Here is a 25,337-nt window from a genome sequence, read left to right on the forward strand (position 1 = left end):
CCGGAGAGCCGGTCGCGTCAGTTCTCCCGGTACCGCGCCGCGATCGAGCGACCGAGTACGACCCGCATGATCTCGTTGGTCCCCTCCAGGATGCGGTGCACGCGGAGGTCACGGACGATTTTCTCGATTCCGTACTCGTTCAGATACCCGTAGCCGCCGTGCAGCTGCAGCGCCTTGTCGGCGACGTCGAAGCAGCTGTCGGTGACGAACCGCTTGGCCATCGCACACAGGTCCACCTTGTCCGGGGCGCCCTCGTCGAGAGCGGTCGCCGCGTGCCACAGCATCAGCCGCGAGGTCTGCAGCGAGGTCGCCATGTCGGCGAGGGTGAACCGGATCGTCGACTCGTCGATCAGCGCGTTGCCGAAGGCGCGGCGACTGGCGACGTAGGCGGCCGCCTTGTCGAAGGCCGCCTGGGCGCCGCCGAGCGACGACGCCGCGATGTTGAGGCGGCCGCCGTTGAGGCCGTTCATCGCGATGCCGAAGCCGATCCCCTCCTGCTGTGCCAGCAGGTTCTCCGCCGGCACCCGCACCTCGTCGAGGATGACCTGCGCGGTGGGTTGCGCGTTCCAGCCCATCTTGCGTTCCTGCGCACCGAAACTCAGACCCGGCGAGTCCTTCTCCACGAGGAAGGTGGAGATACCCTTGGGACCGGCGTCGCCGGTGCGGGCCATGATGACGTAGAGGTCCGACGACCCCGCACCGGAGATGAACTGCTTGACGCCGGTGAGCACGTACTCGTCACCCTGGCGTTCGGCGCGGGTCGCGAGCGCCGCAGCGTCGGACCCGGCACCGGGCTCGGTGAGGCAGTAGCTCGCGATGGTCTCCATGGTCGCCAGTCGCGGCACCCACTTGTTGCGCTGCTCGTCGGTGCCGTAGGCGTCGATCATCCACGCGCACATGTTGTGGATGGACAAAAACGACGCCACAGCCGGATCGGCGTAGGCCAGTTGCTCGAAGATGCGGACGCCGTCGAGACGCCGCAGTCCGCTGCCGCCGACCTCGTCGGAGCAGTAGATCGCGCCCATCCCCAGCTCGGCCGCCTCGCGCAGCTCGTCGACCGGGAAGTGTTTGGCCGCATCCCATTCCAGCGCGTAGGGCGCCAACTTCTTGGCCGCGAAGGCCGCCGCGGTCTCGACGATGACGCGCTCGTCACCGTCGAGCCGGGCGACCGCGGCCTCGGCAAGTGTGGTCATGTGGCCGCGCTCAGTCCATGGTCGGGATGACGAACTCGGCGCCGTCCTTGATGCCGGACGGCCAGCGCGTCGTCACCGTCTTGGTCTTGGTGTAGAACTGGATCGACGCCGGGCCGTGCTGGTTCAGGTCGCCGAAGCCCGAGCGCTTCCAGCCGCCGAAGGTGTAGTACGCCACCGGAACCGGGATCGGCACGTTCACGCCGACCATGCCGACGTCGACGCGCGAGGTGAAGTCCCGGGCCGCGTCGCCGTCCTGGGTGAAGATCGCGACACCGTTGCCGTACTGGTGATCCGACGCGAGGGCGAGGGCCTCCTCGTAGTCCTTGGCGCGGACGATCGACAGCACCGGGCCGAAGATCTCGTCGGTGTAGATCGACATGTCCTTGGTGACGTGGTCGAACAGGGTCGGGCCGATGAAGAAGCCCTTCGAGATGTCCTCGTCGCCGAAGGTCTGCTCGTCGCTGGTGCGCTCGCGGCCGTCGATGACGAGCTCGGCGCCCTCCTCGACACCCTTGCCGATGTAGCCACGGACGCGCTCGAGAGCGGCAGCGGTGACCAGCGGACCGTAGTCGGCCTTCGGGTCGAGGCTGTGGCCGACGCGCAGCGCGTTGACGCGGTCGACCAGCTTGGCGCGCAGGCGATCCGCGGTCTGCTCACCGACCGGGACGGCGACCGAGATGGCCATGCAGCGCTCACCGGCCGAGCCGTAGCCGGCGCCGATGAGTGCGTCGACGACCTGATCGAGGTTGGCGTCCGGCATGATGATCATGTGGTTCTTCGCGCCGCCGAAGCACTGCGAACGCTTGCCGTGCGCGGCCGCGGTCGAGTAGATGTACTGCGCGATGTCGGAGCTGCCGACGAAGCCGAGGGCCTTGACGTCCGGGTGCGTCAGCAGCGCATCGACGGCCTCCTTGTCGCCGTGGACGACCTGGAAGACACCGTCGGGAAGCCCTGCCTCGGAGAACAATTCGGCCAGGCGGACCGGAACCGAGGGATCGCGCTCGCTGGGCTTGAGGATGAAGGCGTTGCCGCAGGCGAGAGCCGGCCCGGCCTTCCACAGCGGGATCATGGCCGGGAAGTTGAACGGGGTGATGCCGGCGACGACGCCGAGCGGCTGGCGGATCGAGTGCACGTCGATGCCGCCGCCGGCGCCCTCGGTGAACTCGCCCTTGATGAGATGCGGGATGCCGACGGCGAATTCGATGACCTCGATGCCGCGCTGGATGTCGCCCAGGGCGTCGGCGTGGGTCTTGCCGTGCTCGAGCGACAGGGTGGTCGCGAGCTCGTCGGCGTTCTTGTTCACCAGGTCGATGAACCGCATGAGCACGCGGGCACGGCGCTGCGGATTCCACGCGGCCCATTCCTTCTGCGCCTTCTTCGCGGTCTCGACCGCGGCGGCGACCTCGTCGGTCGAGGCCAGCGGCACCTGCGCCTGCACGGCGCCGGTGCTCGGGTTGAAGACGTCGGCGAAGCGACCGCCCTCGGCGGGGACGCGCTTGCCGTCCAGGTAGTGCGGGATGGACGTGATTGCGGGTGCGGACACTTCAGATCACCTTTGATTCTTGTCGGGGTTGTTCACGGGTCTTCACGGATCGTGAGTCGGTCTCGGGGCATCTGTTCGCGGTGCGCGGGCCACCCCTCGGCCACCGTCGCGCCGGCAACCGGCGCGGTGTGAGGTATGGCCTTCGTCACCACATAGTAGGACTTCCAAGTATTCATGCATAGTAGGACATCCAAGTAATTCTTCCAACCCCGCCTCCACCAGCGATTTCCGCGAAGTGATCGGGGTGGGCTAGCCTCTGTGGGCGAAACGACGACCCTCGAGAGGAGTCCTGCACATGTCGGTCCTCATCCTCTATGGAACCGAGACCGGAACGGGCGAGCTCGTCGCCGACTCCGTCGCGGATGCGCTGAACCAGCACGATCCGTCGATCTACGACATGAGCGAGTTCGCGGTCGAGGACCTCGACCCGGCGGACTTCCTGGTCGTCATCTGCTCCACCTACGGCGAGGGCGAGCTGCCGACCGGCGCCGTCCCGTTCGCCGAGGAACTCGACGAGGTCGATCCGGATCTGACCGGCCTGCGATTCGCCGTCTTCGGGCTCGGCGACACCGTCTACGGCGAGACCTACAACCGAGGCGGCGAGATCATCGCCGAGATGCTGACCAAGCGCGGCGCGGTGCAGGTCGGAGAGCACGGTCGCCACGACGGGTCGTCGGCGGTCAAGCCGGCCGCCCAGGCCGAGGAGTGGGCAGAGGCCATCGCCCCACTCATCGAGGGCTGAGCACCCTTTTCTCGAAGACCTCTGATCAGGCCGCCGGACGACCGGCGGCCTGATTCCTGTCAGCGGCGTCCGCCGCGGCCGCCTGCTCCCACCCGCGGACGGCCGACAGTTTCGCCAGCTCGCTCACCGCTCGGATCATGAGCGCGAGCACGACCCCGAGGAACAGCGCCGTCGGGACCGAGACCTTCAGGTTCTCCCCCAGCAGGAGCACGCCGAGCACCATCGCGACCGCGGGTTCGGCGACCGTCATCGAGGGGAACGAGGTCTGCAGGTCACCGGCTGCGAAGCCGAGCTGCTGGGCGATCACCGCACAGACGACGACCACCACGAACAGATAGATCGCGGGCTCGGTGAAGGTGCGCCAGAAGCCGTGGGTGATCTGATAGACGACGGCCTTCACCAACAGCGCCGACACCCCGAACAGGATGCCCGCGACCAGGCCATAGAACAGGGCCTTGTAGTGCGGGCTGGACCGTCGGGCGACCAGCACCAGCGCGACCACGATGCCGACCACCGACCCGACGGTCGACCACATCAGCAGGGCGTCGGGGCGGCGCACCGACGGCTCGGGCCGGGCGACGGAGAGAAAGGTGGCCACACACACCACCAGGACCCCTCCCCAGGCCCATTCGATACGCGCCGGATGCCGGTGATCGGCCCACGCCTCGAGCGGTAGCGCGAACAGCACCGCGAGCACGATGAGCGGTTGGACCAGCAGGATCGAACCCAATCCGAGTGCCGACGCCTGCAGCGCGAAGCCGCCGAGCGCGATCGCCGCGCCGAGCCACCAGCCCGGCGTGATGGCGCCGTTGACCCGGCTCGCACGCTGACGGAGCACGGTACCGGCCGCGATCATCAACGCGGCCAGCACCGCAAGCAACGCGGGAACCCAGGTGTGCACGCACCCAAGGGTAGGTGTGGCCGTCCGGGCGCGCCGAGGTCGGTGCGCAGGTGGGCGAAACGCCCGGGTGGGTCGCAACCACGACGTGTCGGCCCGGCGTCGTACATTCGGACCATGCGTTATCGGTCGGATCTGGAACGCCTGGCGACACTCGACGCCGCGGCGATCGAGGCGGTCTGCACCGACTGCACCACGCTCGACGAGTTCATCGCCTGCGCCGTCGACGAGTCCATCGAGCACGACGCCCTCGCCGACGAGGCCGAGGCCCGCGACGACGTCGAGGAGGCCGCCTTCCTTCGCCAGGAGGCCGCGGCGTGGCGGGCGACCGCGCGTCTGCTGCGCGGCATCGCCGCCGATCCCGACGCCTACTCCGGGTCGGATGACCGGGGCCGCGCACACGGGGCCGCATGACCGGCACCCGCTGGCTCGTCCTGATGCGGCACGGCAAGTCGGGGTATCCGCCGGCCACCCGCGACCACGACCGTCCACTCGCCGAACGCGGCCGCCGCCAGGCGGCACTGGCCGGGCGATGGATGACCGACGAGGGACTCACCGTCGACGCGGTGCTGTGCTCCACGGCCACCCGCGCCCGCCAGACCCTGGAACGCACCGGCATCGACGCGCCGGTCACCTACGTCGACGACATCTACGGCGGCGACGCCGACGACGTCCTCGAGGCCATCCGCATCCACGCACCCGCCGACGCGACCACGCTGTTGGTCGTCGGGCACGAGCCGGGGATGCCGCTGACCGCGCTCGCCCTCGACCCGGAGGGTTCCATCGACCGCTTCCCCACCTCGGCGTACGCGATCGTCACCGTGTCGCAGCCCTGGGACGAGCTCGGGCTGACCCCGGACCCCGATGCATGTCTCGTCGGCGTCCGGGTACCCCGCGAGGACTGACCCCACCCTCGCAACGGAACGGAGCGCCCATGCGCGAGACGCAGCGGACCATCATCGACGCACTGGGGGTCGCCCCCTCGGTCGACCCGGGCCGGGAGGTCGAGCGCCGCGTCGGGTTCCTCGCCGACTACCTCGGGCACACCGGCGCCCGAGGGTACGTGCTGGGACTGTCCGGTGGCGTGGACTCGACCCTGGCCGGGCGGCTCGCCCAGCTGGCGGTGGACCGGGTCCGCACCGACGGCGGAGAGGCGGTGTTCGTCGGCATGCGCCTGCCGTATCAAGTCCAACACGACGAGCACGACGCGCGGGCCGCCGCCGAGTTCGTCGCCGCCGACGAACTGCTCACCGTGAACGTCGCGCCCGGGGTGGATGCGCTGAACGACGAGATCGCCCGCGCGACCGGCACAGCGCTGACGGACTTCACCAAGGGCAACGCGAAGGCGCGCCATCGGATGGTCGCCCAATACGCGGTGGCCGGCGACCGGGGTCTACTCGTCATCGGCGCCGATCACGCCGCCGAGAACGTCACGGGCTTCTTCACCAAGTACGGCGACGGCGCCGCCGACGTCCTGCCGCTGTCCGGGCTGACCAAACGGCAGGGCCGGTCGCTGCTGCGGCATCTCGGTGCGCCACAACGCTTGTGGGGGAAGGTGCCCACCGCCGACCTGCTCGACGAGAAGCAGGGCCAGACCGACGAGGAGGAACTCGGGCTCGGCTACGACCACATCGACGACTACCTCGAGGGCCGCGCGGTGCCCGACGACGTGGCCGAGAGGATCGAGGCGGCGTGGCACCGCAACCGGCACAAGCGCACCACGCCCGTCGAGGTCGACGACACGTGGTGGCGCCCCTGACCCGGTCCCGGCCGAGGGTGCGGGCACTAATGTGGTCGGCGTGTCTGTCTACGCCAACGGCTTCGCGCGGGTCGCCGGTGCGGTCCCGGTGCTGTCCCTCGCCGACCCGGCCGCCAACGCCGAACGCACCATCGCGCTGATGCGCCGAGCCGCCGACGAGGGCGCCTGCCTGGTCGTCTTCCCAGAGCTGGGACTGTCCGGCTACAGCGCCGACGACCTGTTCCACCAGGACGCCCTCCTCACCGGCTGCCGCGCCGCGCTGTCCGGGATCGTCGCGGCCAGCAGGGGCCTGACTCCGCTGATCGTGGTCGGCCTGCCGCTGCTGGTGGGTGATGGACTCTTCAACTGCGCCGCGGTGGTCCGCGACGGAGCGGTGCTCGGCGTCATCCCGAAGTCGTATCTGCCGAATTACCGCGAGTTCTACGAGCAGCGGTTCTTCGCCGCGGCGCGGGATGCGGTCCCGGACACCGTCACCCTCGACGGCGTGACCGTGCCGTTCGGCAACGACCTGATCTTCGAGGCCGACGACCTGCCGGGCTTCGCGCTGCACGTCGAGATCTGCGAGGACGGCTGGGTTGCGATCCCGCCGAGCACCTGGGCCGCGCTCGGCGGCGCCACGGTGCTGGCCAACCTGTCGGGCAGCCCGGTCACGATCGGCAAGGAGACCTACCGGAAGAGCCTGTGCGCCTCTCATTCGGCGCGCACGATCTCCGCGCACGTCTACGTGGCGGCCGGCTACGGCGAGTCCACCACCGATCTGGCGTGGGACGGCGACGCCCTCATCACCGAGAACGGATCGTTGCTCGCGCGCAGCGAACAGTTCGCGACCGAGGACCAGATCATCTCGGCCGACATCGATCTCGACCGTCTCCGCAGTGAGCGCCTGCGGATGATCAGCCTGCGCGACCAGGCCGGTGACTACGCCGCGCAACTGAAGTCGTTGCGACGCATCCGGTTCTCGTTCGGCCGGCTCGACGCCGATGACGACGTGCTGCGTCGGGTCGTGCCCCGATTCCCTTATGTCCCTGCCGATTCCGCCGACCTCGACGAACGGTGTGCCGAGGTCCGGCACATCCAGGTGCAGGGACTGGCCCAGCGGCTGCGCGCGACCGGCATCCAGAAGATCGTCATCGGCGTGTCCGGCGGTCTCGACTCGACCCTGGCGCTACTGGTCGCCGTCGACACCTTCGACCGGCTCGGCCTGCCGCGCGAGAACATCCTGGCCTACACGATGCCGGGATTCGCCACCGGCGGTGCGACGCTGCGCCGGGCGCACGTGCTCATGGACTCATTGGGCGTGCGCGGCAAGGAGATCGACATCCGACCGTCGTGCGAGCAGATGCTCGCCGATCTCGATCACCCGTACGCGCGTGGCGAGAAGGTGTACGACGTCACCTTCGAGAACGTGCAGGCCGGCGAACGGACGTCGCATCTGTTCCGGCTGGCCAACCATCACGGGGCGATCGTGCTGGGCACGGGCGACCTCTCCGAACTCGCGCTCGGCTGGTGCACCTACGGCGTCGGCGACCAGATGTCGCACTACAACGTCAACGCATCGGTGCCGAAGACCCTGATCCAGCACCTGATCCGGTGGATGATCCGCAACGGCCACCATTCGCAGGAGACCACCGACGTCCTCGCCGAGATCCTCGATGACGTGATCTCGCCGGAGCTGGTCCCCGCCGGCGAGGACGGGAAGATCCAGTCCACCGAGGACGCCGTCGGCCCCTACGAGCTGCACGATTTCTTCCTGTACCACCTGACCCGGTTCGGTTACCGACCGTCGAAGGTCGCCTACCTCGCCCGGCAGGCGTGGGGTGACCGCTCGCGTGGGCCGTGGTCGGAGTTGCTCGACGAGGACAAGCGCAACGAGTACGACGCGGCGACCATCGAGCACTGGCTCGGGGTGTTCCTGAAGCGCTTCATGGGCAACCAGTTCAAGCGCACCGCGATGCCCAACGGTCCCAAGATCGGTTCGGGCGGTTCGCTGTCGCCGCGCGGTGACTGGCGCGCCCCGTCCGACGCGTCGGCGCGGGTGTGGCTGGACGAGCTGGCGGGCGGATCGGGCTCCTGGTCGGGCGATCTCAGTCGCACGCGGCCAGCAACTGCTTGAGCTGGTCGTCGAAGGCGTTGGCGATCGCCCACGGATCGGGGGTCTGGTCGGTGCACGCCAGGATGCCGACGTTGAGGTGCCCGTCGGCGGAGAACACCGTGATGTTCAGTCCGAGCCCGTGGAAGATCGGGCCGAGCGGGTACACCGCGGTGACCCGACAACCCAGGAAGTACAGCGGGAAGTCGGGCCCGGGGACGTTGGAGACCAGCACATTGAAGATCGGCGGATGGGCCGACGCCAGTTTGCGGTCGCCGTAGAGCTTCATCGCCGTCGACAGCGTGGTGCCCGGCGCGAACTGCGCCCACGACCGCAGGATGTTGGCGTCGATCTCGGAGTGGTGCTCCTTCGACGTCCGGCTGAACTCCGCCTGCTTCTCCAGCCGCAGCACCGGGTCGTCGATGTCGGTGGACAGCAGCGTGAACATGCCGGTCACCTTGTTGGTGCCCTCCACCACGAGATCCTTCTCGTCGGCGCCGTGCACCGACACCGGAACCATCCCGACCAGCGGCCGGTCGGGCAGCTCGTCCTTGTCCAGCAGGTAGGTGCGCAGCGCCCCGCCGACCAGGGCCAGGACGACGTCGTTGATCTTGACGCCGAAGTGGTTCTTGACGCGCTTGACGTCGTCGAGGGAGAGCTGGCTCAGCGCGATGCTGCGGTGCGGGGTGATCGGCCCGTTGAACCGGGTGCGCGGCGCCATGAACGGCGCCGGCATCGCCGACTGCTGCTGGGCGCGGCGCAGCCAGCCGACCGGCACGCTCAGCGTGCGCGGCAACAACTTCGCCATGGCCAGCGGACGCTGGACGAAGTAGTTGATCGCACCGGTCGCGGCGATCGTCGCACGCGACGGCGGCCCGGCCGACTCACGGATCTTTCTCGGGTCGAGCTCCGGCGGATCCGGTGTGAGCGTGCACATCTGGGCCAGCATCTCGGCGCTGGTGACGCCGTCGGTGCCGGCGTGATGCATGCGCAACATCGCGAAGATCCGCCCGTTGGACAGCCCCTCGATGATCCACAGCTCCCACAGCGGCTTGCCCCGGTCGAGCGTCTGGCCGGCGAGGTGCCCGACCAGCTCCGCGACCTCTCCGGCACCGCCGGGCGAGGGCACCGCGACGCGGTGGACGTGACGCTGGATGTCGAAGTCCTCGTCCTCGATCCACACGGGGTGGTCGATGTTGAGCACCGAGTCGTCGAGCTTGCGGCGGAAGGCCGGGATCGCGGCCACGCGGCGCTCCATCTCGTCGCGCAGCTTGAGGAAGTCGTAACCGCCGGGCATCGTGGCCGGGTCGATCTCCACGAGGCCGATCACGTGCATCAGCTGGCTGCGGGTCTCCAGGTACAGAAACGACGCATCGAGACCACTCAACCGCTGCATGACACCAACCTCTCTTCCCCGGCCGGAACGCTCGCGTCCCCACGGCCATCATGCCGCACACGCGGGGGCGCCGACGGGTGTTCGCCGAGGCGACGGACCGGGTCATGCAGGGGTCCTGCGGAAACCACCCGGATCGCCCGCTCAGATCGGCATCGAATCGACCATCTGGAGGACATCCTGCGCAGGGGTCTGCAGGACGACGATCATCGCGAGTTCGCGGGACGGGTCGTCGGTGATCTTGAAGACGCCCCGACCCTTCTCGTCGATCAGCCCGGTGCCGTGCCTCCACCGCACCGGCCGCGAGGTGGCCGAGGAGCGCGAGTACTCGGCGTTGAGCGCGTCCTTGGACGCGAACCAGAACACGCCGAACGGGCGGTCGGGGGCGCCGGCGACACACCGGACGACGAAGACCGTCCGCACCCGGCCGCTGCCGGTCTCCGACGGCCCGACCTCGTCGCGTCCGCCGGTGTAGCGGCGCACGCATTCGGTGTCGTTCCACTCCGCCGCGGTGTCCGGGGTCTGCGGGAGCAGATCCGGGAACTGCGCGACGAGCGGCGCGTAGACACCCCAGCTGTCCCCGGTACGGACCGACATCGGCCGGCTCGGCGGCGAACTCGCGTCGCCGCGCAGTGCCACCACCCGGTAGGTGTGTTCGCCCGCCGGCACCGCGGCGTCGACGACCTCGGTCCTGCTGCCGCGATAGACGACGTACCCGTCGTCGCGGACGAGCTGGTACCCCGACGCCCCGGGCACCGGGTCCCACCTCGCGACGAGCCGTCCCGACCCCGAGTCGAGCTGCAGGCCGCCCGGCGTGTCTGGCACGTCGACACCGGTGAGTGCGCGGACGGAGAAGAAGGCCCCGGTCCCGACGGCGACCGCGACCACGACGACGAGCGCGACCGCCCACCACGGGACGATGCGGCGGGGTCGAGGGGAGGGTGAACCCTGCTCGGGAACCATCGGTGCGCCCATCAGATCGGCAGCCTCTTCATCAGGTCGGCGGCCGCGGCGGCGGGCCTGCCCGGCACCGCGACCCACACGACCGACCGCGCGCGATCCCCGGCGTCCTGGGCGAGGATCGCCCTGCCCTGGTCGCGTCCCTCGGACAGGTACAGCGTTCCGGTGTGTCCCTGCGCGGTGGTGTAGGACGTGCCCCGCAGGTTGCCGGCGGTGAGATCCGCGGCCCTGCGTGCTTCCTCCGGGGTGTCGTAGACGTCGACCACGACCTGGTACTCGGCCCGGTCCGGGTCGTCGTCGGCGTAGCGGGTGCACCACACGGTGCGCTTGGAGGACCCGAGGGCCAGATCGCCGGCCTCGCCCCAGCACCGCATGCCGTCGAAACCGTTGGTGGACAAGGGTGTCGCGGGGATCAGGTCGTGATAGGCGTCGGCGACCGGCTGGAGTTCGCCCCAGGTCATGAAGACGTCGACGGCCTCGGAGTTCCCGGAGAAGTCCGACGTGCGGCCGTCCGCCGCCTGCGCGGCGACCTGGTAGGTGTAGGTGCCCGGGATCGGGCGTGGCGCGGAGAACCTCGTGTGCGGACCCGAGTAGATCACCTGGTCGTTCTGGGTGACGATGTAGTTGGTCGCCTCGTCGACGCGGCCCCATGACAACTCGACCGTCGACGTGGTCACCTCGGCGTCCGGTGGGTTCGGGGTCGTCAGACCCTCGGCCGAGCTGCGCAGGAAACCCGCTGCGGCGCCGAGGATTCCGGCGACCAGCACAATCGCGGCGCCCACGGCGAGAAGCCTCGAGGCGCGGCGCCACACCGGCCGGGCCTGTTCCTCGGCGACCGCGGGAGACCAGCCGTACAGCGTCTCCGGCGCCGAGGACGTCCACGACTCCCCGGGCCCCGGCGACGTCGCCGGGGCCGGTTCCGCTGCGGAACCACCGGGTACCGACATGGACACCGAGGACGAATCCTGGTGCGCGGTACTCGATTCCGGGAAGCCGGCGGCCGTCGCACCGGAATCCGGCGTGGGCGTGGGCCCGACCAGCGTGGCGCGGGTGTCGAAGGCATCGGTGAGCGCGCGGGCGAACTCGCCGGCCGACGGGTACCGGTCGTCGGGGTTCTTGGCCATCGCACGTGCGAGCACCGCGTCGACCGCGGCGGGCAGCACCCCGTTGCGCGAGGAGGCCGGCGGCGGATCGTGCTGCAGATGCGCGGTCATCAGGCCGTGCAGCGAGTCGGCCTCGAACGGCGGTGCACCGGTGAGCAACTCGTAGGCGGTGGCGCCGAGGGAGTAGATGTCGCTGCGGGCGTCGACGCGGCGCCCCTCGATCTGTTCCGGCGACGCGTAGTGCATGGTGCCGATGGTGATGCCGTCGCCGGTCAGGTTGGTCACCTCGTCGAGCACCTGCGCGATGCCGAAGTCGGTGACCTTGATTGCCTCCGGCACGAAGAACCCGTCCGGGGCGGTGGCATCGGCCGTGCCCGGGGTGACGAGGATGTTCGCCGGTTTGATGTCGCGGTGCATGATGCCGCGGCGGTGCGCGGCGTCGAGGCCGGCGGCGACCCCGGCGACGATCAGACACGTCAGCCGCGGTTCGAGCGGCCCGCCGGCGCCGAGCATGCGCGCGGCGTCGGTGCCGGGCACGTACTCCATCGCGATCCACAGCTGGTCGTTGAACACCCCGCGGTCGTAGACGGCGACGACGTTCGGATGGTTCAGCGGTGCGACGACGTCTGCCTCGCGTTCGAAGCGGGCACGAAAGACCGGATCGGTGGCGTGGCCGGAGCGCAGGACCTTGAGTGCATCGGCGCGGGGCAGCCGCGGATGCTGCGCCTTGTAGACATCCCCCATGCCGCCGCGCCCGAGCACGTCGAGGACGCGGTACCCCGCGATCAGGTCTCCCACCTGGTACATGACGTCCTCACCGATACCCCCGGGCACCGTCGCCGGTGCGGCAGCTGCGTAGGCCCGAAATGCTACCGAGTCCGGCAAAACGGGGCCGACGACACCGTTCGGTCCTTACGATCGGCCTCGATGGAATCGACCGAGAAGAAGCAGACGTTCACCGCCGACGAGTTGGACGAGGCGTTCGCGCAGTTCCAGCGCACGGTCGCCGAGATCGCGGTCAGCCGCGACTGGGACCGCTTCGCCGACATGTTCACCGTCGACGCCGACTACATCGAGCACGCGCTGGGGACGATGCGCGGCCGCGAGGAGATCCGCGCCTGGATCTGGCGGACGATGTCGACGTTCCCCGGCAGCCACATGACCGGCTTCCCGGCGCTGTGGCACGTCGTCGACGCCCCGACCGGAAGGGTGATCTGCGAGGTCGACAACCCGATGCGCGATCCGGGCGACGGCACCCTGATCACCGCCACCAACATCACGATCCTCACCTACGCCGGCGACGGGCTGTGGAGTTGCGAGGAGGACGTCTACAACCCGCTCGAGTTCGGGCAGGCGGCGATGCGGTGGTGTGAGAAGGCCCGCGAGCACGGCACCCTCGACGACGCCGCGGCGAAGTGGATGGAGACCACCGGCGCGATGTTCGCCCGACGCCGCTGACCTGCGCGGCCCGGGGGCCGGGAGGCCGCACGCCGTGATGCGGACCGGACGAGTTGTCCGCACGGGTCGGGCCGCGACACGTGACGCACGTCACTGCCCGCCGCAGTAACATCGTCACCGCGCGGCCACGACTGCCCTGTCGACGGACTTGGGGGACAACCTTCGGTGCCGTAGGCTAGAGCTTTGACCAGAGGCGTCGGTTATGGGCCGGCAGGTCCGACGCCCCACGGTTCGCCGGGTCGGGCGAGTCCCGACGACGTCGGGGTTTTCCCTCCGCACGTGGCGACGCCGCGACCGTGGAACACATTGACGAGACACGTACGACATACGCGGACACCGTTCGGAGGACATCTATGGCACGGCTGCTGACGCAACTCGAGCTCCTCAAGGAGCTCGAGCCCGTTGCGGAGGAGAACGTCAACCGTCACCTCAAGATCGCGAAGGACTGGAACCCGCACGACTACGTTCCGTGGGATGACGGGCGGAACTTCGCGGCGCTCGGCGGCGTCGACTACGACCCCGAGCAGTCGCAGCTGTCCGACGTCGCCAAGGCCGCGATGATCACGAACCTGCTGACCGAGGACAACCTGCCCTCGTACCACCGGGTCATCGCCGACAACTTCTCCATGGATTCCGCGTGGGGTCATTGGGTCGGTCGCTGGACCGCCGAGGAGAACCGCCACGGCATCGTCATGCGCGACTACCTGGTGGTGACCCGCGGTGTCGATCCGGTCGCCCTCGAAGAGGCCCGGATGATCCACATGACCAACGGCTACGACCCGATGCTGGCCGCCGCCGGCCGCGTGGACGAGCTCGAGGAGCACGCCGACGAGCTCGGCCTGCTGCACTCGGTCGCGTACGTGACCTTCCAGGAGCTCGCCACCCGCGTCAGCCACCGCAACACGGGCAAGGCCTGCAACGACCCGATCGCCGACAAGATGCTGCAGCGCATCGCCGCCGACGAGAACCTGCACATGATCTTCTACCGCAACATCTGCGGCGCGGGCTTCGACATCGCCCCCGACCAGACGCTGCGCGCGGTCACCGACATCGTCACCAATTTCCAGATGCCCGGCGCCGGCATGCCGAACTTCCGCCGCCACGGCGTCCTGATGGCCAAGCACGGCATCTACGACCTGCGTCAGCATCTCGAAGAGGTCGTCATGCCGGTCCTGCGCAAGTGGAAGGTCTTCGAGCGCGAGGACTTCACCTCGGAGGGCGAGAAGACCCGCGAGGAGCTCGCGGCCTTCCTCGAGCAGCTCGAGAAGGACACCATCCGCTTCGAGGAGATGCGCGACCGTTCGCTCGCCCGCGAGGCCAAGACGCGGGAGCAGCAGGCAGCCTGAGCACGACCCTGCCAGCCGGGCCGGCGCCTTCGGATTCCGAAGGCGCCGGTTCTGCGTACTCCCCGCAATCCCCCGCCGCGACCTCGAAGCTGCGCATCGGCTCCATCGAGCTCGCGAGCCCCGTCGTGCTCGCACCGATGGCCGGCGTCACCAACGTCGCCTTCCGCACGCTGTGCCGTGAACTCGAACTCGCGCGGACCGGCACCGTCTCCGGCCTCTACGTCTGCGAGATGGTGACCGCGCGGGCGCTCGTCGAGCGGCACCCGGTCACCATGCACATGACCACCTTCGGTCCGGACGAGAACCCGCGGTCGATGCAGCTGTACACGGTCGACCCCAAGTGGACGTACGAGGCGGCCAAGATGATCGTCGACGAGAACCTCGCCGACCACATCGACATGAACTTCGGCTGTCCGGTCCCCAAGGTCACCCGCAAGGGCGGCGGCTCGGCGATCCCGTACAAGCGCACGCTGTTCCGGAACATCGTCGCCGCCGCGGTGCGCGCCACCGAGGGCACCGACATCCCGGTCACGGTCAAGTTCCGCATCGGCATCGACGACGAGCACCGCACCCATCTCGACGCCGGACGCATCGCCGCGGAGGAGGGCGCCGCCGCGGTGGCGCTGCATGCGCGCACCGCGTCGCAGCGGTACTCCGGTCAGGCCGACTGGGACGAGATCGCCCGTCTCAAGGAGCACGTCACCTCGGTGCCGGTACTCGGGAACGGCGACATCTTCGAGCCCGCCGACGCGGTCGCGATGATGCGGCAGACCGGCTGCGACGGCGTGGTCGTCGGCCGCGGCTGCCTCGGCCGCCCGTGGCTGTTCGCCGAGCTCGCCGCCGAGCTCAACGGCCTGCAGGCGCCCGAACCGCCGAACCTCGGCGAGGTCGCCGAGATCATGGTCCGGCACTGCGAGCTCCTCGTCGAGCACCACGGTGAGGCCAAGGGCTGCCGCGAGATCCGCAAGCACGTCGCCTGGTACCTGCGCGGTTTCCCCGCCGGATCGGAGACCCGCCGACGCATGGCGCTGGTCAAGAGCATCGACGAGCTGCGCGAACTGCTCGCCGAGCTGCCCGCCGACGCCCCCTTCCCCAAGGACGGGCACGGCCCGCGCGGGCGGCAGGGTTCACCGGCGAAGGTCGCGCTGCCCGAGGGCTGGCTCGACGACCCGTACGAGGACGTCGTCCCGGCGGGCGCGGAGATCATGCATTCCGGCGGCTGACGGCCGAGGAGCCGCCGCACGCTGCGCAAACGCCGGCGGCGATGCGAAAACAGTCACAGGGCGCGTCTGCCTGAGGCTTCTTCTCAGGTGCGGTCAGTAGTATGGCGCGGAGGTCCCGGCCGCCGGGATCGATGCAGTCCTGCGCGCACCGTCACGCACAGCCCCGACGTGCGGTGAGCGCCATCTATCTCGGGGCACGAGGAACGTGCATTGAGTCGTTGGACATCGGGACCGGACGATCCGGACGCGGCCGACGAGACCTCCCGGTCTCGGCGGGGCCGTCGTGCGGCGCGTCCGAGCGATGGCGACGACCGTCCACGGTTCGATCCGAATGCACAGGCGCCGGCCCGGGGCGCGCACCCGAGCCTGCGTGAGCCCCGCTCCACCGACCGATTTGTCCGTGGGCGCACCCGACTGACCGTCCGTGAGCTGATGGAGCAGATGGAGGCCGAGGGTGCCGCCCAGGCCGCCGCCGGCTCCCCCGCCCCGGAAGCACCCCGCCGCGTCGACCGTCCGCGGCGCGGCGCGGCGATCCCGCCGACCACGCGGGGTCGCTCCAGGCGTTTCAACCCGTCGCCCACGGATCCGGGTGCAACGCGCTCGCCGCTGGGACGTCGCGCGACCGGCCAGCCGGCGCCCGACGACCGGCCCACCGAGATCCATCGCTTCGACGACGACGTCACCCAGAAGATCCCGACGGTGGGATCGACGCCGGACACCCCGCCCGACCTCTCCGACCGCGCGACCGCACAGCGGGCCATCGAGGAGTCCCGGGCCCAGGACGCACCGATCCCGGCCGCACCCTCGTCCACTCCTGCCGCCCCCGGCATCTCGCGCGAGCCGCTGGAGCCGACACCCGATCTCACCGGCCCGCTGAACCTGCGGTCCGGACCGAGACGCCTCGGTCCGCGGCGCGAGGACCGCAAGCGGTCGCTGATCCGCAAGACCACCGCCACCGGCCGCATCCTGGTGGCCATCGCCTGTGTCACCGCACTGATCGGCACCGGCTTCGTCTGGGGTTACCTGCAATCGTGGAACGGCAACTGGCGCAACGTCACCGCCGTCGACCCGCAGGACAAGAACATCCGCAACAAGGAAGCCCAGCACGGCGACGAGACGTATCTGATCGTCGGCACCGACACCCGCGGAGGCCAGAACTCGAAGGTCGGCGCGGGCACGACCGCCGACGCCGAGGGCGCCCGGTCGGACACCGTCATCCTGGTGAACGTCCCCGCCAACCGCAGCCGCGTCGTCGCGGTGTCGTTCCCGCGCGACCTGCAGGTCGACCGCCCGGTGTGCAACTCCTGGGACAACGAGACCGGCGAGTACGGCGCGGAGATGCCGGCCGAGGACAACGTCAAGCTCAACAGCGTCTACTTCTACGGCGGCCCGCAGTGTCTGGTGCGCGTGATCACCCAGATGAGCGGCCTGAACATCAACCATTTCATCGGCATGGACTTCTATGGCTTCGAGAAGGTCGTCCGTGCCATCGGCGGCGTCGAGGTGTGCTCGACCGTGCCGCTCTACGACTACGAGATCGGCCACATCCTGCGGAAGCCGGGCAAGCAGAAGCTGACCGGCCGCCGCGCGCTCAACTACGTCCGCGCCCGCCACATCGCAACCGAGGGCAACGGCGACTACGGCCGCATCAAACGCCAGCAGCTGTTCATGTCGTCGCTACTGCGGTCGACGCTGTCGGGTGACGTGCTGAAGAACCCGAACAAGCTCAACAGCATCGTCAACACGTTCATCCAGTACAGCTACGTCGACGGTGTGGACACCCAGTCGCTGATCAACCTCGCCGAGTCGATGCAGGGCATGGACGCCGGCCGGGTCACCTTCCTGACGATCCCGACCGCGGGCACGTCGGAGGACGGCCAGAACAACGAGATCCCGCGCACCGACGACATCGACGCGATCTTCAACGCGATCATCGACGACCTACCGCTGCCGGGCGAGAAGAAGGTCGAGAAGAAGCCGTCGTCCAAGGCGCCCACCTCGAAGGCGTCGACCCCGTCGCGCAAGAGCTCGACCGACACCGTCGGCCCGATCACCGTGACCGCACAGAACCCGGCCAATGTCGGCGTGCGCGTGCTCAACGGCACCACCACCACCGGCCTGGCCTCGGAGGTCTCCGACCGGCTCACCTCATACGGCTTCGACGTGCGCGGTGTCGCCGACGCCTCGGAGAACCGCGACGACACGGTCGTCCGCTACGGCGCCGGCCAGCAGGCCGCGGCCGCGACGCTCGCGAAGATGTTCCCGGGCGCCGAGATCCAGTTCGACCGGACGGTGAAGTCGGGTGTGGAGGTCATCCTCGGCTCCGACTTCGCCGGTGAGCTCGGCTCTCTGCCCGACACCGGCGCGACGATCGACGTCGAGCAGCTCGCGCCCGCGGAGAACACCGGTGACCTGCCGAACGACCTCGCGGTCACCAACGCGGGCGACACCAGCTGCACTTGAGGCACGCTCCGCGTCGCCGGCACGCCCGATCACCCGGCACCGGACGTTCATCGGACGTTCACCGGTCCGAGGCGGGACGGTGGTTTCCCCGACGTATCCTGAGCTCATGCGTACCGCCTACCAAGAGCAACTCGAAGCACTGACCGCCGTCCTCGGTGAGATGTGCGAGCTCGCGGGAGTCGCGATGTCGCGTGCCACGCAGGCGCTGCTTCAAGCCGACCTCGCCATCGCCGAGGAGGTGATCGGCGACAGCGAGCGGATGACGCAGCTGTCGGCACGTGCGGAGGAGCAGTCGTTCGCCCTGCTGGCCCTGCAGGCGCCGGTGGCCGGCGACCTGCGCGGTGTCGTGAGCGGTTTCCAGATCGTCGCGGACGCCGACCGCATGGGCGCCCTCGCCCTGCATGTCGCGAAGGTCGCGCGACGTCGCCACCCGGCGAAGGCGCTGCCGGAGGAGGTCAACGGCTACTTCGCGGAGATGGGCCGGCTGGCCGTGGCCCTCGCCAAGAGCGCCCACGAGGTGCTGGTGACCCGCGATCCCCAGGCGGCCCTGCGCCTGCAGGAAGACGACGATGCGATGGACGATCTGCACCGCCACCTGTTCACCGTGCTGATGGACCGGGAATGGCGGCACGGGGTGGCCGCGGCGGTCGACGTGACACTGCTCGGCCGGTATTACGAGCGCTTCGCCGACCACGCCGTGCTGATCGGCCGGCGCGTGGTGTTCACCGCGACCGGCAAGACGCCGGAACAGTTCCGCAGCGTGGGCTGACCGGTACCGGGGACGCACTCGCACGGTCCGTGATCTTGCTCGCTCCTCCGGCCCGGACGAGTTCGGGCACACACCTCCGACCGCGAGAATTCACTTCACCGAACGGAATTCGGTGGGTTCATTCACGTCGGTGAACAAATTCGGTGCCGTTCACGCGCGGAGGATTTCACACATTCTCGGGTCGTGATTAGGGTGGCCACCATGGGCCAGCATCAGCCGATCCAACCCGATTTCAACGCGGTCACCGACGAAGACGCCGCGGCCGCCGCCCAACGACGCCAGATCCTCACCTACCTGGGGGTGACGGCCTCGCTTGTGGCCCTCCTGGTGATCCTGCTGCTCAACATGTGACGCCGCCGATACGCCTCGGTCCCCGGATGCTGCCGCGGCATCGTGCCCGGCTGATCAGCCGAAACGTCCCGAGATGTAGTCCTCGGTCTCCCTCTTCGACGGGTTGGAGAACATGGTCTCGGTGTCGCTGATCTCGACCAGCTGCCCCGGCTGCCCGACGCCCTCGAGGTTGAAGAAGGCGGTCTGATCGCTCACCCGGGCGGCCTGCTGCATGTTGTGGGTGACGATGACGATCGTGTAGTCCTTCTTCAGCTCCCCCATCAGATCCTCGATCGCGAGCGTCGAGATCGGGTCCAGCGCCGAACACGGCTCGTCCATGAGCAGCACGTCGGGCTCGACCGCGATCGCCCGGGCGATGCACAGACGCTGCTGCTGGCCGCCGGAGAGACCGCCGCCCGGCTTGTCGAGGCGGTCCTTGACCTCGTCCCACAGGTTCGCGCCGCGCAGGCTCTTCTCGCACACCTCGTCGAGCACCGCCTTGTTCCGGACGCCCTGCAGGCGGAGGCCGGCGACGACGTTGTCACGGATGGACATCGTCGGGAACGGGTTGGGACGCTGGAACACCATGCCGATGGTCGCGCGGACGCTCACCGGGTCCACGTTGCGGCCGTAGATGTCCTCGCCGTCGAGCAGCACGCTGCCGGTGGCGTAGGCGCCCGGCGTCACCTCGTGCATGCGGTTGAGGGTGCGCAGCACCGTCGACTTGCCACAGCCCGACGGCCCGATGAAGGCGGTGATGCAGCGCGGGGGGACCTCGAGGGTCACGTCCTTCACGGCGTGGAAGTCACCGTAGTAGATGTTGAGGTCTTTGATGTCGAGGCGTTTTGCCATGACGTTGTTCTTCCGTTTCTCGCGGTGAGTGGGAGTGTCCTGTGTCGACGGGCTCTACGAGGACTTGGGGGCGAAGACCCGGGACACGACCTTCGCGCCGAAGTAGACGAGGGCGACCAGGATGACCAGGCACAGGGCCGCGCCCCACACCCGGTCGAGCGCGCTCGGGCCGTTGCCGTATTGCTGGACCATCATCAGCGGCAGCGACTGCTGGTTGCCGTCGAAGGGATTCCAGTTCATCGCGCGGGTCGACCCGACCAGGATCAGCACGGGCGCCGACTCGCCCATGACACGGGCGATCGCCAGCATCACGCCCGTGACGATGCCCGAGAGCGCTGTGGGCAGAACGATCTTCACGATCGTCTTCCATTTCGGGATGCCGAGCGCATACGACGCCTCGCGCAGGTCCTGCGGGACGATCTTGAGCATCTCCTCGGTGGCGCGGACGACCAGCGGGACCATCAACAGCACGAGCGCGATCGCGACGACGAAACCGGACCTCGGCAGGCCGAGGGTGGTGCGCCACACGGCATAGACGAACAGCGCCGCGACGATCGACGGCACACCCGACAGGATGTCGACCATGAACGTCGTGATCCGGGCCAGCCACGACCTTGCGCCGGCGTATTCGACGAGGTAGATCGCGACGAAGACGCCCAGCGGGATGGAGATCGCGGCCGCGAGCGCGGTCTGCATCAGTGTGCCGACGATCGCGTTGGCGGCGCCGCCCTTGCGCTCCGGCAGGATCCACCAGTCGATGTCGAGGAGAGGTTCGATGCCGCGGATGACGACGGTCGCGACCAGCCAGACGAGGGGCACGAGTGCGACGGCCAACGACAGCAGGACCGCGCCGCGGACGACGTGGTCGGCAACCTTGCGGCGTCGGGCGAGCGGCTGGAAACCCGAGCGCTTCTTGACCGGCTCGGTCGCGGGCGTGGTGGTGACGGTCATGGTCACTTCTTTCCGGCGACCACCGCACGGGCGGCGGCGTTGACGACGAAGGTCAGGACGAACAGGGCGAGACCGGCCGAGATGTAGGCGCCGGTCTTGGCGGGCGAGTCGAATTCGGCGGCGTCGCGGGCGATCTTGGTCGCGAAGGTCTGCCCGCTCTCCAGCAGGTTGAAGTCCATCGGGCCGACCGTGGAGATGATGAGCAGCAGGGCCATCGTCTCACCGAGGGCGCGGCCGAGGCCGAGCATGCAGCCGGAGATGTACCCGGAGAAGCCGAAGGGCAGCACCGCGAGCTTGACGACCTCGAACTTGGTCGCGCCCAACGCGAGTGCCGCCTCCCGGTGCCCCTTCGGGGTCTGCATGAACACCTCGCGGGTGACCGCCGTGATGATCGGCAGGATCATGACCGCGAGCACGATTCCCGCGGTGAGGATCGTGCCGCCGGTGGACATGTTCGCGACCTGGCTGGGTTTCTGGAAGAACGGCAGGAAACCGAGATGGGAGACCAGCCACTCGTTGACCGGCACCATCGCCGGGCCCAGGACGAGGATGCCCCACAGGCCGTACACGATCGACGGCACCGCGGCGAGCAGGTCGACGGTGTACGCGATCGGGCCGACGAGGCGCTTGGGGGCGTACTCGGTCAGGAAGATCGAGATGCCCAGCGAGACCGGCATGGCCAGGAGCAGGGCGATGATCGACACCAGCACCGTCGTGTAGAACAGCTGCGGGATGCCGAAGGCGAGGCCACTGCCGCTGGTCACCCACTCGCCGGTGTAGGTGAAGAAGTTCTCCTCGTTCTTCGCCAGCGACGGGATCGCCTGCGCGAGCAGGAAGATCGCGATGAGGCCGATGACGACCGAGACCAGGAAGCCGGACCCGACCGACAGGGTGCGGAACACCTGGTCGGCGATCCGGTGCCGGGCACCGGTGTTCAGGCCGCCGGGGTCGGGACCGTCCGGCGACGCGCCGATGTCCGCGACGGGGTCGGCCGCGTCCCCCTCTTTGCTCAGCGACGTCATGCGTCCTTCTCGTACTTCGGCTCTGGTCATCGGGTGTCAGCTCCCCGGTCCATCTCCCGGCGCCGCCCGGAGTCCGGGTGGATTCGGGAATGTCGTGTCAGTGTGTCAACCGCGAACGCGGGGCCGCAATCGGTCGCGGCCCCGCGATCTCGGTCGGTTCGGTTCACGTCAGGCGTTGCCGCTGCCGGCGAGCGCGTCGATGCTGGTCTGCAACTTCGCCTTGAAGCCTGCGGGTACGGGCACGTAGCCGAGCTCCTCCAGGCCGTTCTGCCCCTCGTTCAGGATCGCGGTGAACGCGTCCTTGAGGGTCGTCGCGGTCTCGGCGTCGTCGTAACCCGCCGAGCACACGATCGAGTACGGGGTGAGCAGCAGCGGATATGCGCCCGGGGTCTTCGACGCGAAGAGCGCGTCGGTGTCGACGACGAGGTCCTTGCTGTCCGGGTTCTCGAACTCCAGCGCGTCGAGCGCCTTGCCCGCACTGGCCGCGTCGAGCGCGACCGGCCCGGCACCGAAGTCGATGTCGGCCACACCGAGGCCGTTCTCGGTGGCGAAGCCCCACTCGACGTAGGTGATCGAGCCGGGGGTCTTCTTCACGGTGTCGCCGACGCCGGTGGACTTGGTGGCTCCCGAGCCGACCTGCGGGCGGGCGAACTCCTTGCTGTGGCCGTGCGTCCAGTCGGCGGGCGCGGCGCTGGCCAGGAAGCGCTGGAAGTTGTCGGTGGTGCCCGAGCTGTCCGAGCGGTAGACGGGCACGATGTCGTCGGCGGGCAGGTCGACGCCCGGGTTGAGGGCGGCGATCGCCGGGTCGTTCCAGGTGGTGATCTTGCCGTCGAAGATCTTCGCGATCACGCCCGGATCGAGTTGCAGCTTGTCGACGCCCTCTACGTTGTAGGCGATCGCGACCGGGCCGACGACCAGCGGCAGGTGCCACGGGTCGTTGCCGTTGCAGCGTTCCCTGGCCCTGGCGACCTCGTCGGCCTTCAGGGCCGAGTCGGACCCGGCGAAGTCGACGTCGCCGACGATGAACTTCTTGATGCCGTCGCCCGAACCGCTGCCGGTGTAGTCGAGGACGATGTCGTTGTCGTCGGAGAGGATCTGGCTGAAGTGCTCCATCGCCTTCTGCTGGGCGGTCGAGCCCTCCCCGCTCACCGTCGGAGTGCCTCCCCCGCCACACGCCGTCACCAGGGTCAGTACCGCGAGACCCGATACCGCCGCGAGTACGCCGTTCCGTTTGATGTTCACCGCAGGTGTTCGCCTTTCCCGTGGATGTTCACCATCCGAGACCGCTCGGCCTCGGACGTCCCTGGGAAACGCTATGCCCGCCGGGTGGACGGATACCCGACGGCAGGTTAACGGCGGGTGAACCGATCAGGTCGGGGTGGTGCCGATCCGCGTGGAGCGCGGTGTCGACGCATGTGATCCCGGCGGCCCGGACGGCGCCGCCCGCGCTCAGCCGTAGGCGACGTCGACCGCGTACCGGGTGAACCCGAGTCGCTCGTAGGTACGTAGGGCGGCGGTGTTGTCGCCCTCGACGTAGAGATTGATCTCGCGGACCCCACGCCGCGCCAGGTGGTGCAGACCGGCGAGCGTCAGCAGACGGCCGAGGCCACGGCCCTGCGCCTGCGGGTCGACACCCACGATGTACACCTCGCCGAGGTCGGCGTCGTGCTGCTTGGTCCAGTGAAAACCCAACAGACGCAGTGGATCTTCTGCGCCGAATGCGAGGAAGAGCCCCTCCGGGTCGAACCAGTCGGAGTTCACCCGCTCGACGATCTGGTCTCGGGACCAGCCACCCTGCTCGGGGTGCCAGTCGAACGCGGCGTTGTTGACGCGCAGGATCTCGGCGTCGTCGTCGGGCCCGGCGTAGGTCCGCAGGATGATGGAGGGGTCGACGACCAACTCGGGCAGCTCGTGCCCGTCGCCGACCGGGCGCCGCAGCTGCAGCAGTTCACGCCGTTTCTGCAATCCCATCGACGCCGCCAGCGCGACCGCGGCCGGCAGGTCGCCGTGCGCCCACACCCGGACCCCGTCGGGGCTCACCGCATGCGCCGCGCCGAAGGCGGTGTCGAGCAGCGCCCGCCCGAGCCCGCGGCGGCGGTGGTCGGGGTGCACGACGGCCTCGATCATCGCGGGCTCACCGTCGCGACCCGGCACGATGTTGGCGTAGGAGAAGTCCGTCCAGATGTGAACGACGGACGAATCCGCCTCTGCCCCAATGGCTTTCACTGCCTCGTCGGACAGCGGGGCCACCCCGTCGACGACCGTGGCGGCACGCACCATCGCGTGCGCGGACTCGGCGACGTCGGCGGGGAGCGCTCCTCGCTGCACTCGGGGCCGCTCAGCTGCCGCTGGCACTGAACTCCTCGTCGAACGGATCCGGGCCGTCGAGCGCATCGCCGAACTCGTCGTCGGCCCCGGCCGCCATGTCCTCGCCCTCCGAGGCGGCGTCGGCGCCCTCACCGGGCGACGTACGGCCCTTGGTGGGCCGCACCGCCTTGTAGCCGACGTTGCGGACCGTGCCGATCAGCGACTCGTGTTCGCTGCCGAGCTTGGCGCGCAGGCGTCGCACGTGCACGTCGACGGTGCGGGTACCACCGAAGAAGTCATACCCCCACACCTCCTGCAGCAACTGGGCGCGGGTGAACACGCGGCCCGCATTCTGCGCCAGGTACTTCAGGAGCTCGAATTCCTTGTAAGTCAGATCGAGGGGCCGTCCCCGCAGCCGTGCGGTGTACGTCCCCTCGTCGATCACCAGTTCCCCGAGCGTGACCTTGCCGGTCGTCTCCTCGGCCGCCACGCCTCGGGTGCGCACGACCAGCAACCGCAGCCGCGCGTCGAGTTCTGCCGGGCCCGTGCCGGGCAGCAGGAACTCGTCGATCCCCCAGTCCGCGTTCACCGCGACCAGACCGCCCTCGGTCAGCACCGCCGCCACCGGTACCGATGACCCCGTGCTTCCCAGCAGGCGGCACAGTCCTCGTGCTGCGGCGAGATCAGCCCGCGCGTCGACCAGCGCCACATCCGCGTTGCCCGCCTCCATGAGCGAGGAGACCTCGGTCGGGGCGACACGTACGTTGTGAGCCAGCAGCGACAACGACGGCAGGACCGAATCCGGATTGGGATCGGCCGTCAACAACAAGAGATCCACCTAGCACTCCGATCTCATTCGTCCCCGTCCCAGACCACTCAATCCGCTCACGACGCTGTGAACGCCTCCGCACACAGCGGAGAATTGTTTACTCTGCC

At 69.1% G+C, this 25,337-nt stretch carries 23 protein-coding genes; 11 read left to right on the forward strand and 12 right to left on the reverse strand.

Annotated elements, in window-relative coordinates:
• Positions 1-17: 17 nt before the first annotated feature.
• A complete protein-coding gene (locus ABFT43_RS08250) occupies positions 18-1,193 on the reverse strand; it encodes an acyl-CoA dehydrogenase family protein (protein WP_347959892.1) in 1,176 nt (391 codons plus the stop codon).
• 10 nt (positions 1,194-1,203) lie between these two features.
• Positions 1,204-2,736: a CoA-acylating methylmalonate-semialdehyde dehydrogenase gene (locus tag ABFT43_RS08255; protein ID WP_347959893.1), complete on the reverse strand. Its 1,533-nt coding sequence runs from the start codon at positions 2,734-2,736 to the stop codon at positions 1,204-1,206.
• A 295-nt stretch (positions 2,737-3,031) separates the two neighbouring features.
• On the opposite strand from ABFT43_RS08255, the gene ABFT43_RS08260 reads away from it, so the two are divergent.
• Positions 3,032-3,478 carry a flavodoxin family protein gene (locus ABFT43_RS08260; RefSeq protein ID WP_347959894.1) on the forward strand — a complete coding sequence of 149 codons (447 nt, stop codon included), beginning with the start codon at positions 3,032-3,034 and terminating at the stop codon, positions 3,476-3,478.
• A gap of 25 nt (positions 3,479-3,503) precedes the next feature.
• Here ABFT43_RS08260 and ABFT43_RS08265 read toward each other — a convergent pair whose 3' ends face one another.
• Positions 3,504-4,379 carry a DMT family transporter gene (locus tag ABFT43_RS08265; RefSeq protein ID WP_347959895.1) on the reverse strand — a complete coding sequence of 292 codons (876 nt, stop codon included), beginning with the start codon at positions 4,377-4,379 and terminating at the stop codon, positions 3,504-3,506.
• Between the two features lie 114 nt (positions 4,380-4,493).
• Between ABFT43_RS08265 and ABFT43_RS08270 the strand changes: the two genes are divergently transcribed.
• The 4 genes from ABFT43_RS08270 to ABFT43_RS08285 are packed head-to-tail and all read left to right on the forward strand — an operon-like array spanning position 4,494 to position 8,248.
• Positions 4,494-4,790, forward strand: coding sequence for a hypothetical protein (locus ABFT43_RS08270; protein WP_347959896.1), 297 nt, complete (start codon positions 4,494-4,496; stop codon positions 4,788-4,790).
• Positions 4,787-5,281, forward strand: a complete 495-nt coding sequence (locus tag ABFT43_RS08275; protein WP_347959897.1) for a SixA phosphatase family protein — start codon at positions 4,787-4,789, stop codon at positions 5,279-5,281. Before ABFT43_RS08270 ends, ABFT43_RS08275 begins: the two co-directional genes overlap by 4 nt.
• 29 nt (positions 5,282-5,310) lie before the next feature.
• Positions 5,311-6,135, forward strand: a complete 825-nt coding sequence (gene nadE, locus ABFT43_RS08280; RefSeq protein ID WP_347959898.1) for an ammonia-dependent NAD(+) synthetase — start codon at positions 5,311-5,313, stop codon at positions 6,133-6,135.
• A 40-nt stretch (positions 6,136-6,175) separates the two neighbouring features.
• Positions 6,176-8,248: an NAD(+) synthase gene (locus ABFT43_RS08285; protein WP_347959899.1), complete on the forward strand. Its 2,073-nt coding sequence runs from the start codon at positions 6,176-6,178 to the stop codon at positions 8,246-8,248.
• On the opposite strand, the gene ABFT43_RS08290 is transcribed toward ABFT43_RS08285, so the two are convergent.
• The 3 genes from ABFT43_RS08290 to ABFT43_RS08300 all read right to left on the reverse strand — a co-directional run bounded on the left by ABFT43_RS08290 (position 8,220) and on the right by ABFT43_RS08300 (position 12,487).
• A complete protein-coding gene (locus tag ABFT43_RS08290) occupies positions 8,220-9,620 on the reverse strand; it encodes a WS/DGAT/MGAT family O-acyltransferase (RefSeq protein ID WP_347959900.1) in 1,401 nt (466 codons plus the stop codon). The genes ABFT43_RS08285 and ABFT43_RS08290 overlap by 29 nt on opposite strands.
• A gap of 141 nt (positions 9,621-9,761) precedes the next feature.
• Positions 9,762-10,592, reverse strand: coding sequence for a fibronectin type III domain-containing protein (locus ABFT43_RS08295; protein ID WP_457590118.1), 831 nt, complete (start codon positions 10,590-10,592; stop codon positions 9,762-9,764).
• Positions 10,592-12,487, reverse strand: a complete 1,896-nt coding sequence (locus tag ABFT43_RS08300; RefSeq protein ID WP_347959901.1) for a serine/threonine-protein kinase — start codon at positions 12,485-12,487, stop codon at positions 10,592-10,594. Before ABFT43_RS08300 ends, ABFT43_RS08295 begins: the two co-directional genes overlap by 1 nt.
• Positions 12,488-12,607: 120 nt before the next feature.
• Here ABFT43_RS08300 and ABFT43_RS08305 point away from each other — a divergent pair, with 120 nt between their 5' ends.
• The 6 genes from ABFT43_RS08305 to ABFT43_RS08330 all read left to right on the forward strand — a co-directional run bounded on the left by ABFT43_RS08305 (position 12,608) and on the right by ABFT43_RS08330 (position 19,290).
• Positions 12,608-13,138 carry a nuclear transport factor 2 family protein gene (locus ABFT43_RS08305; RefSeq protein ID WP_347959902.1) on the forward strand — a complete coding sequence of 177 codons (531 nt, stop codon included), beginning with the start codon at positions 12,608-12,610 and terminating at the stop codon, positions 13,136-13,138.
• 353 nt (positions 13,139-13,491) lie between these two features.
• Positions 13,492-14,484, forward strand: coding sequence for an acyl-ACP desaturase (locus tag ABFT43_RS08310; protein WP_347959903.1), 993 nt, complete (start codon positions 13,492-13,494; stop codon positions 14,482-14,484).
• 89 nt (positions 14,485-14,573) lie between these two features.
• Positions 14,574-15,707 (forward strand): tRNA dihydrouridine synthase DusB, encoded by a 1,134-nt coding sequence (gene dusB, locus ABFT43_RS08315; protein WP_347960094.1) that lies wholly within the window; start codon positions 14,574-14,576, stop codon positions 15,705-15,707.
• A gap of 210 nt (positions 15,708-15,917) precedes the next feature.
• Positions 15,918-18,170, forward strand: coding sequence for an LCP family protein (locus ABFT43_RS08320; protein ID WP_347959904.1), 2,253 nt, complete (start codon positions 15,918-15,920; stop codon positions 18,168-18,170).
• Positions 18,171-18,276: 106 nt separating this feature from the next.
• Positions 18,277-18,939 (forward strand): phosphate signaling complex protein PhoU, encoded by a 663-nt coding sequence (gene phoU, locus ABFT43_RS08325; protein WP_347959905.1) that lies wholly within the window; start codon positions 18,277-18,279, stop codon positions 18,937-18,939.
• A 201-nt stretch (positions 18,940-19,140) separates the two neighbouring features.
• Positions 19,141-19,290: a hypothetical protein gene (locus tag ABFT43_RS08330; RefSeq protein WP_347959906.1), complete on the forward strand. Its 150-nt coding sequence runs from the start codon at positions 19,141-19,143 to the stop codon at positions 19,288-19,290.
• Between the two features lie 54 nt (positions 19,291-19,344).
• Here ABFT43_RS08330 and pstB read toward each other — a convergent pair whose 3' ends face one another.
• From pstB to ABFT43_RS08360, 6 genes are all read right to left on the reverse strand, one after another.
• Positions 19,345-20,121: a phosphate ABC transporter ATP-binding protein PstB gene (gene pstB, locus ABFT43_RS08335; RefSeq protein ID WP_347959907.1), complete on the reverse strand. Its 777-nt coding sequence runs from the start codon at positions 20,119-20,121 to the stop codon at positions 19,345-19,347.
• Positions 20,122-20,175: 54 nt separating this feature from the next.
• Positions 20,176-21,072 carry a phosphate ABC transporter permease PstA gene (gene pstA, locus ABFT43_RS08340; protein WP_347959908.1) on the reverse strand — a complete coding sequence of 299 codons (897 nt, stop codon included), beginning with the start codon at positions 21,070-21,072 and terminating at the stop codon, positions 20,176-20,178.
• Between the two features lie 2 nt (positions 21,073-21,074).
• Positions 21,075-22,124 (reverse strand): phosphate ABC transporter permease subunit PstC, encoded by a 1,050-nt coding sequence (gene pstC / locus ABFT43_RS08345; protein WP_457590119.1) that lies wholly within the window; start codon positions 22,122-22,124, stop codon positions 21,075-21,077.
• A 138-nt stretch (positions 22,125-22,262) separates the two neighbouring features.
• Positions 22,263-23,336 (reverse strand): phosphate ABC transporter substrate-binding protein PstS, encoded by a 1,074-nt coding sequence (gene pstS, locus ABFT43_RS08350; protein ID WP_347959909.1) that lies wholly within the window; start codon positions 23,334-23,336, stop codon positions 22,263-22,265.
• 207 nt (positions 23,337-23,543) lie between these two features.
• Positions 23,544-24,449 (reverse strand): mycothiol synthase, encoded by a 906-nt coding sequence (gene mshD, locus ABFT43_RS08355; protein WP_347959910.1) that lies wholly within the window; start codon positions 24,447-24,449, stop codon positions 23,544-23,546.
• Positions 24,433-25,239 carry a winged helix-turn-helix domain-containing protein gene (locus ABFT43_RS08360; protein WP_347959911.1) on the reverse strand — a complete coding sequence of 269 codons (807 nt, stop codon included), beginning with the start codon at positions 25,237-25,239 and terminating at the stop codon, positions 24,433-24,435. Before ABFT43_RS08360 ends, mshD begins: the two co-directional genes overlap by 17 nt.
• Positions 25,240-25,337 lie beyond the last annotated feature (98 nt).

The sequence above is a fragment of the Gordonia aurantiaca genome (assembly GCF_039939235.1).
Lineage (GTDB): Bacteria > Actinomycetota > Actinomycetes > Mycobacteriales > Mycobacteriaceae > Gordonia.

What these genes read in the sequence shown, in the direction of transcription:
- ABFT43_RS08270 (WP_347959896.1), top strand. Translation starts at nt 4,494, where the DNA reads ATGCGTTATCGGTCGGATCTGGAACGCCTGGCGACACTCGACGCCGCG.
- pstB (WP_347959907.1), bottom strand. Translation starts at nt 20,121, where the DNA reads ATGGCAAAACGCCTCGACATCAAAGACCTCAACATCTACTACGGTGAC.
- ABFT43_RS08295 (WP_457590118.1), bottom strand. Translation starts at nt 10,592, where the DNA reads ATGGGCGCACCGATGGTTCCCGAGCAGGGTTCACCCTCCCCTCGACCC.
- nadE (WP_347959898.1), top strand. Translation starts at nt 5,311, where the DNA reads ATGCGCGAGACGCAGCGGACCATCATCGACGCACTGGGGGTCGCCCCC.
- ABFT43_RS08260 (WP_347959894.1), top strand. Translation starts at nt 3,032, where the DNA reads ATGTCGGTCCTCATCCTCTATGGAACCGAGACCGGAACGGGCGAGCTC.
- ABFT43_RS08300 (WP_347959901.1), bottom strand. Translation starts at nt 12,487, where the DNA reads ATGTACCAGGTGGGAGACCTGATCGCGGGGTACCGCGTCCTCGACGTG.
- ABFT43_RS08330 (WP_347959906.1), top strand. Translation starts at nt 19,141, where the DNA reads ATGGGCCAGCATCAGCCGATCCAACCCGATTTCAACGCGGTCACCGAC.
- phoU (WP_347959905.1), top strand. Translation starts at nt 18,277, where the DNA reads ATGCGTACCGCCTACCAAGAGCAACTCGAAGCACTGACCGCCGTCCTC.
- ABFT43_RS08275 (WP_347959897.1), top strand. Translation starts at nt 4,787, where the DNA reads ATGACCGGCACCCGCTGGCTCGTCCTGATGCGGCACGGCAAGTCGGGG.
- ABFT43_RS08250 (WP_347959892.1), bottom strand. Translation starts at nt 1,193, where the DNA reads ATGACCACACTTGCCGAGGCCGCGGTCGCCCGGCTCGACGGTGACGAG.
- ABFT43_RS08305 (WP_347959902.1), top strand. Translation starts at nt 12,608, where the DNA reads ATGGAATCGACCGAGAAGAAGCAGACGTTCACCGCCGACGAGTTGGAC.
- ABFT43_RS08290 (WP_347959900.1), bottom strand. Translation starts at nt 9,620, where the DNA reads ATGCAGCGGTTGAGTGGTCTCGATGCGTCGTTTCTGTACCTGGAGACC.
- ABFT43_RS08310 (WP_347959903.1), top strand. Translation starts at nt 13,492, where the DNA reads ATGGCACGGCTGCTGACGCAACTCGAGCTCCTCAAGGAGCTCGAGCCC.
- pstC (WP_457590119.1), bottom strand. Translation starts at nt 22,124, where the DNA reads ATGACCAGAGCCGAAGTACGAGAAGGACGCATGACGTCGCTGAGCAAA.
- pstA (WP_347959908.1), bottom strand. Translation starts at nt 21,072, where the DNA reads ATGACCGTCACCACCACGCCCGCGACCGAGCCGGTCAAGAAGCGCTCG.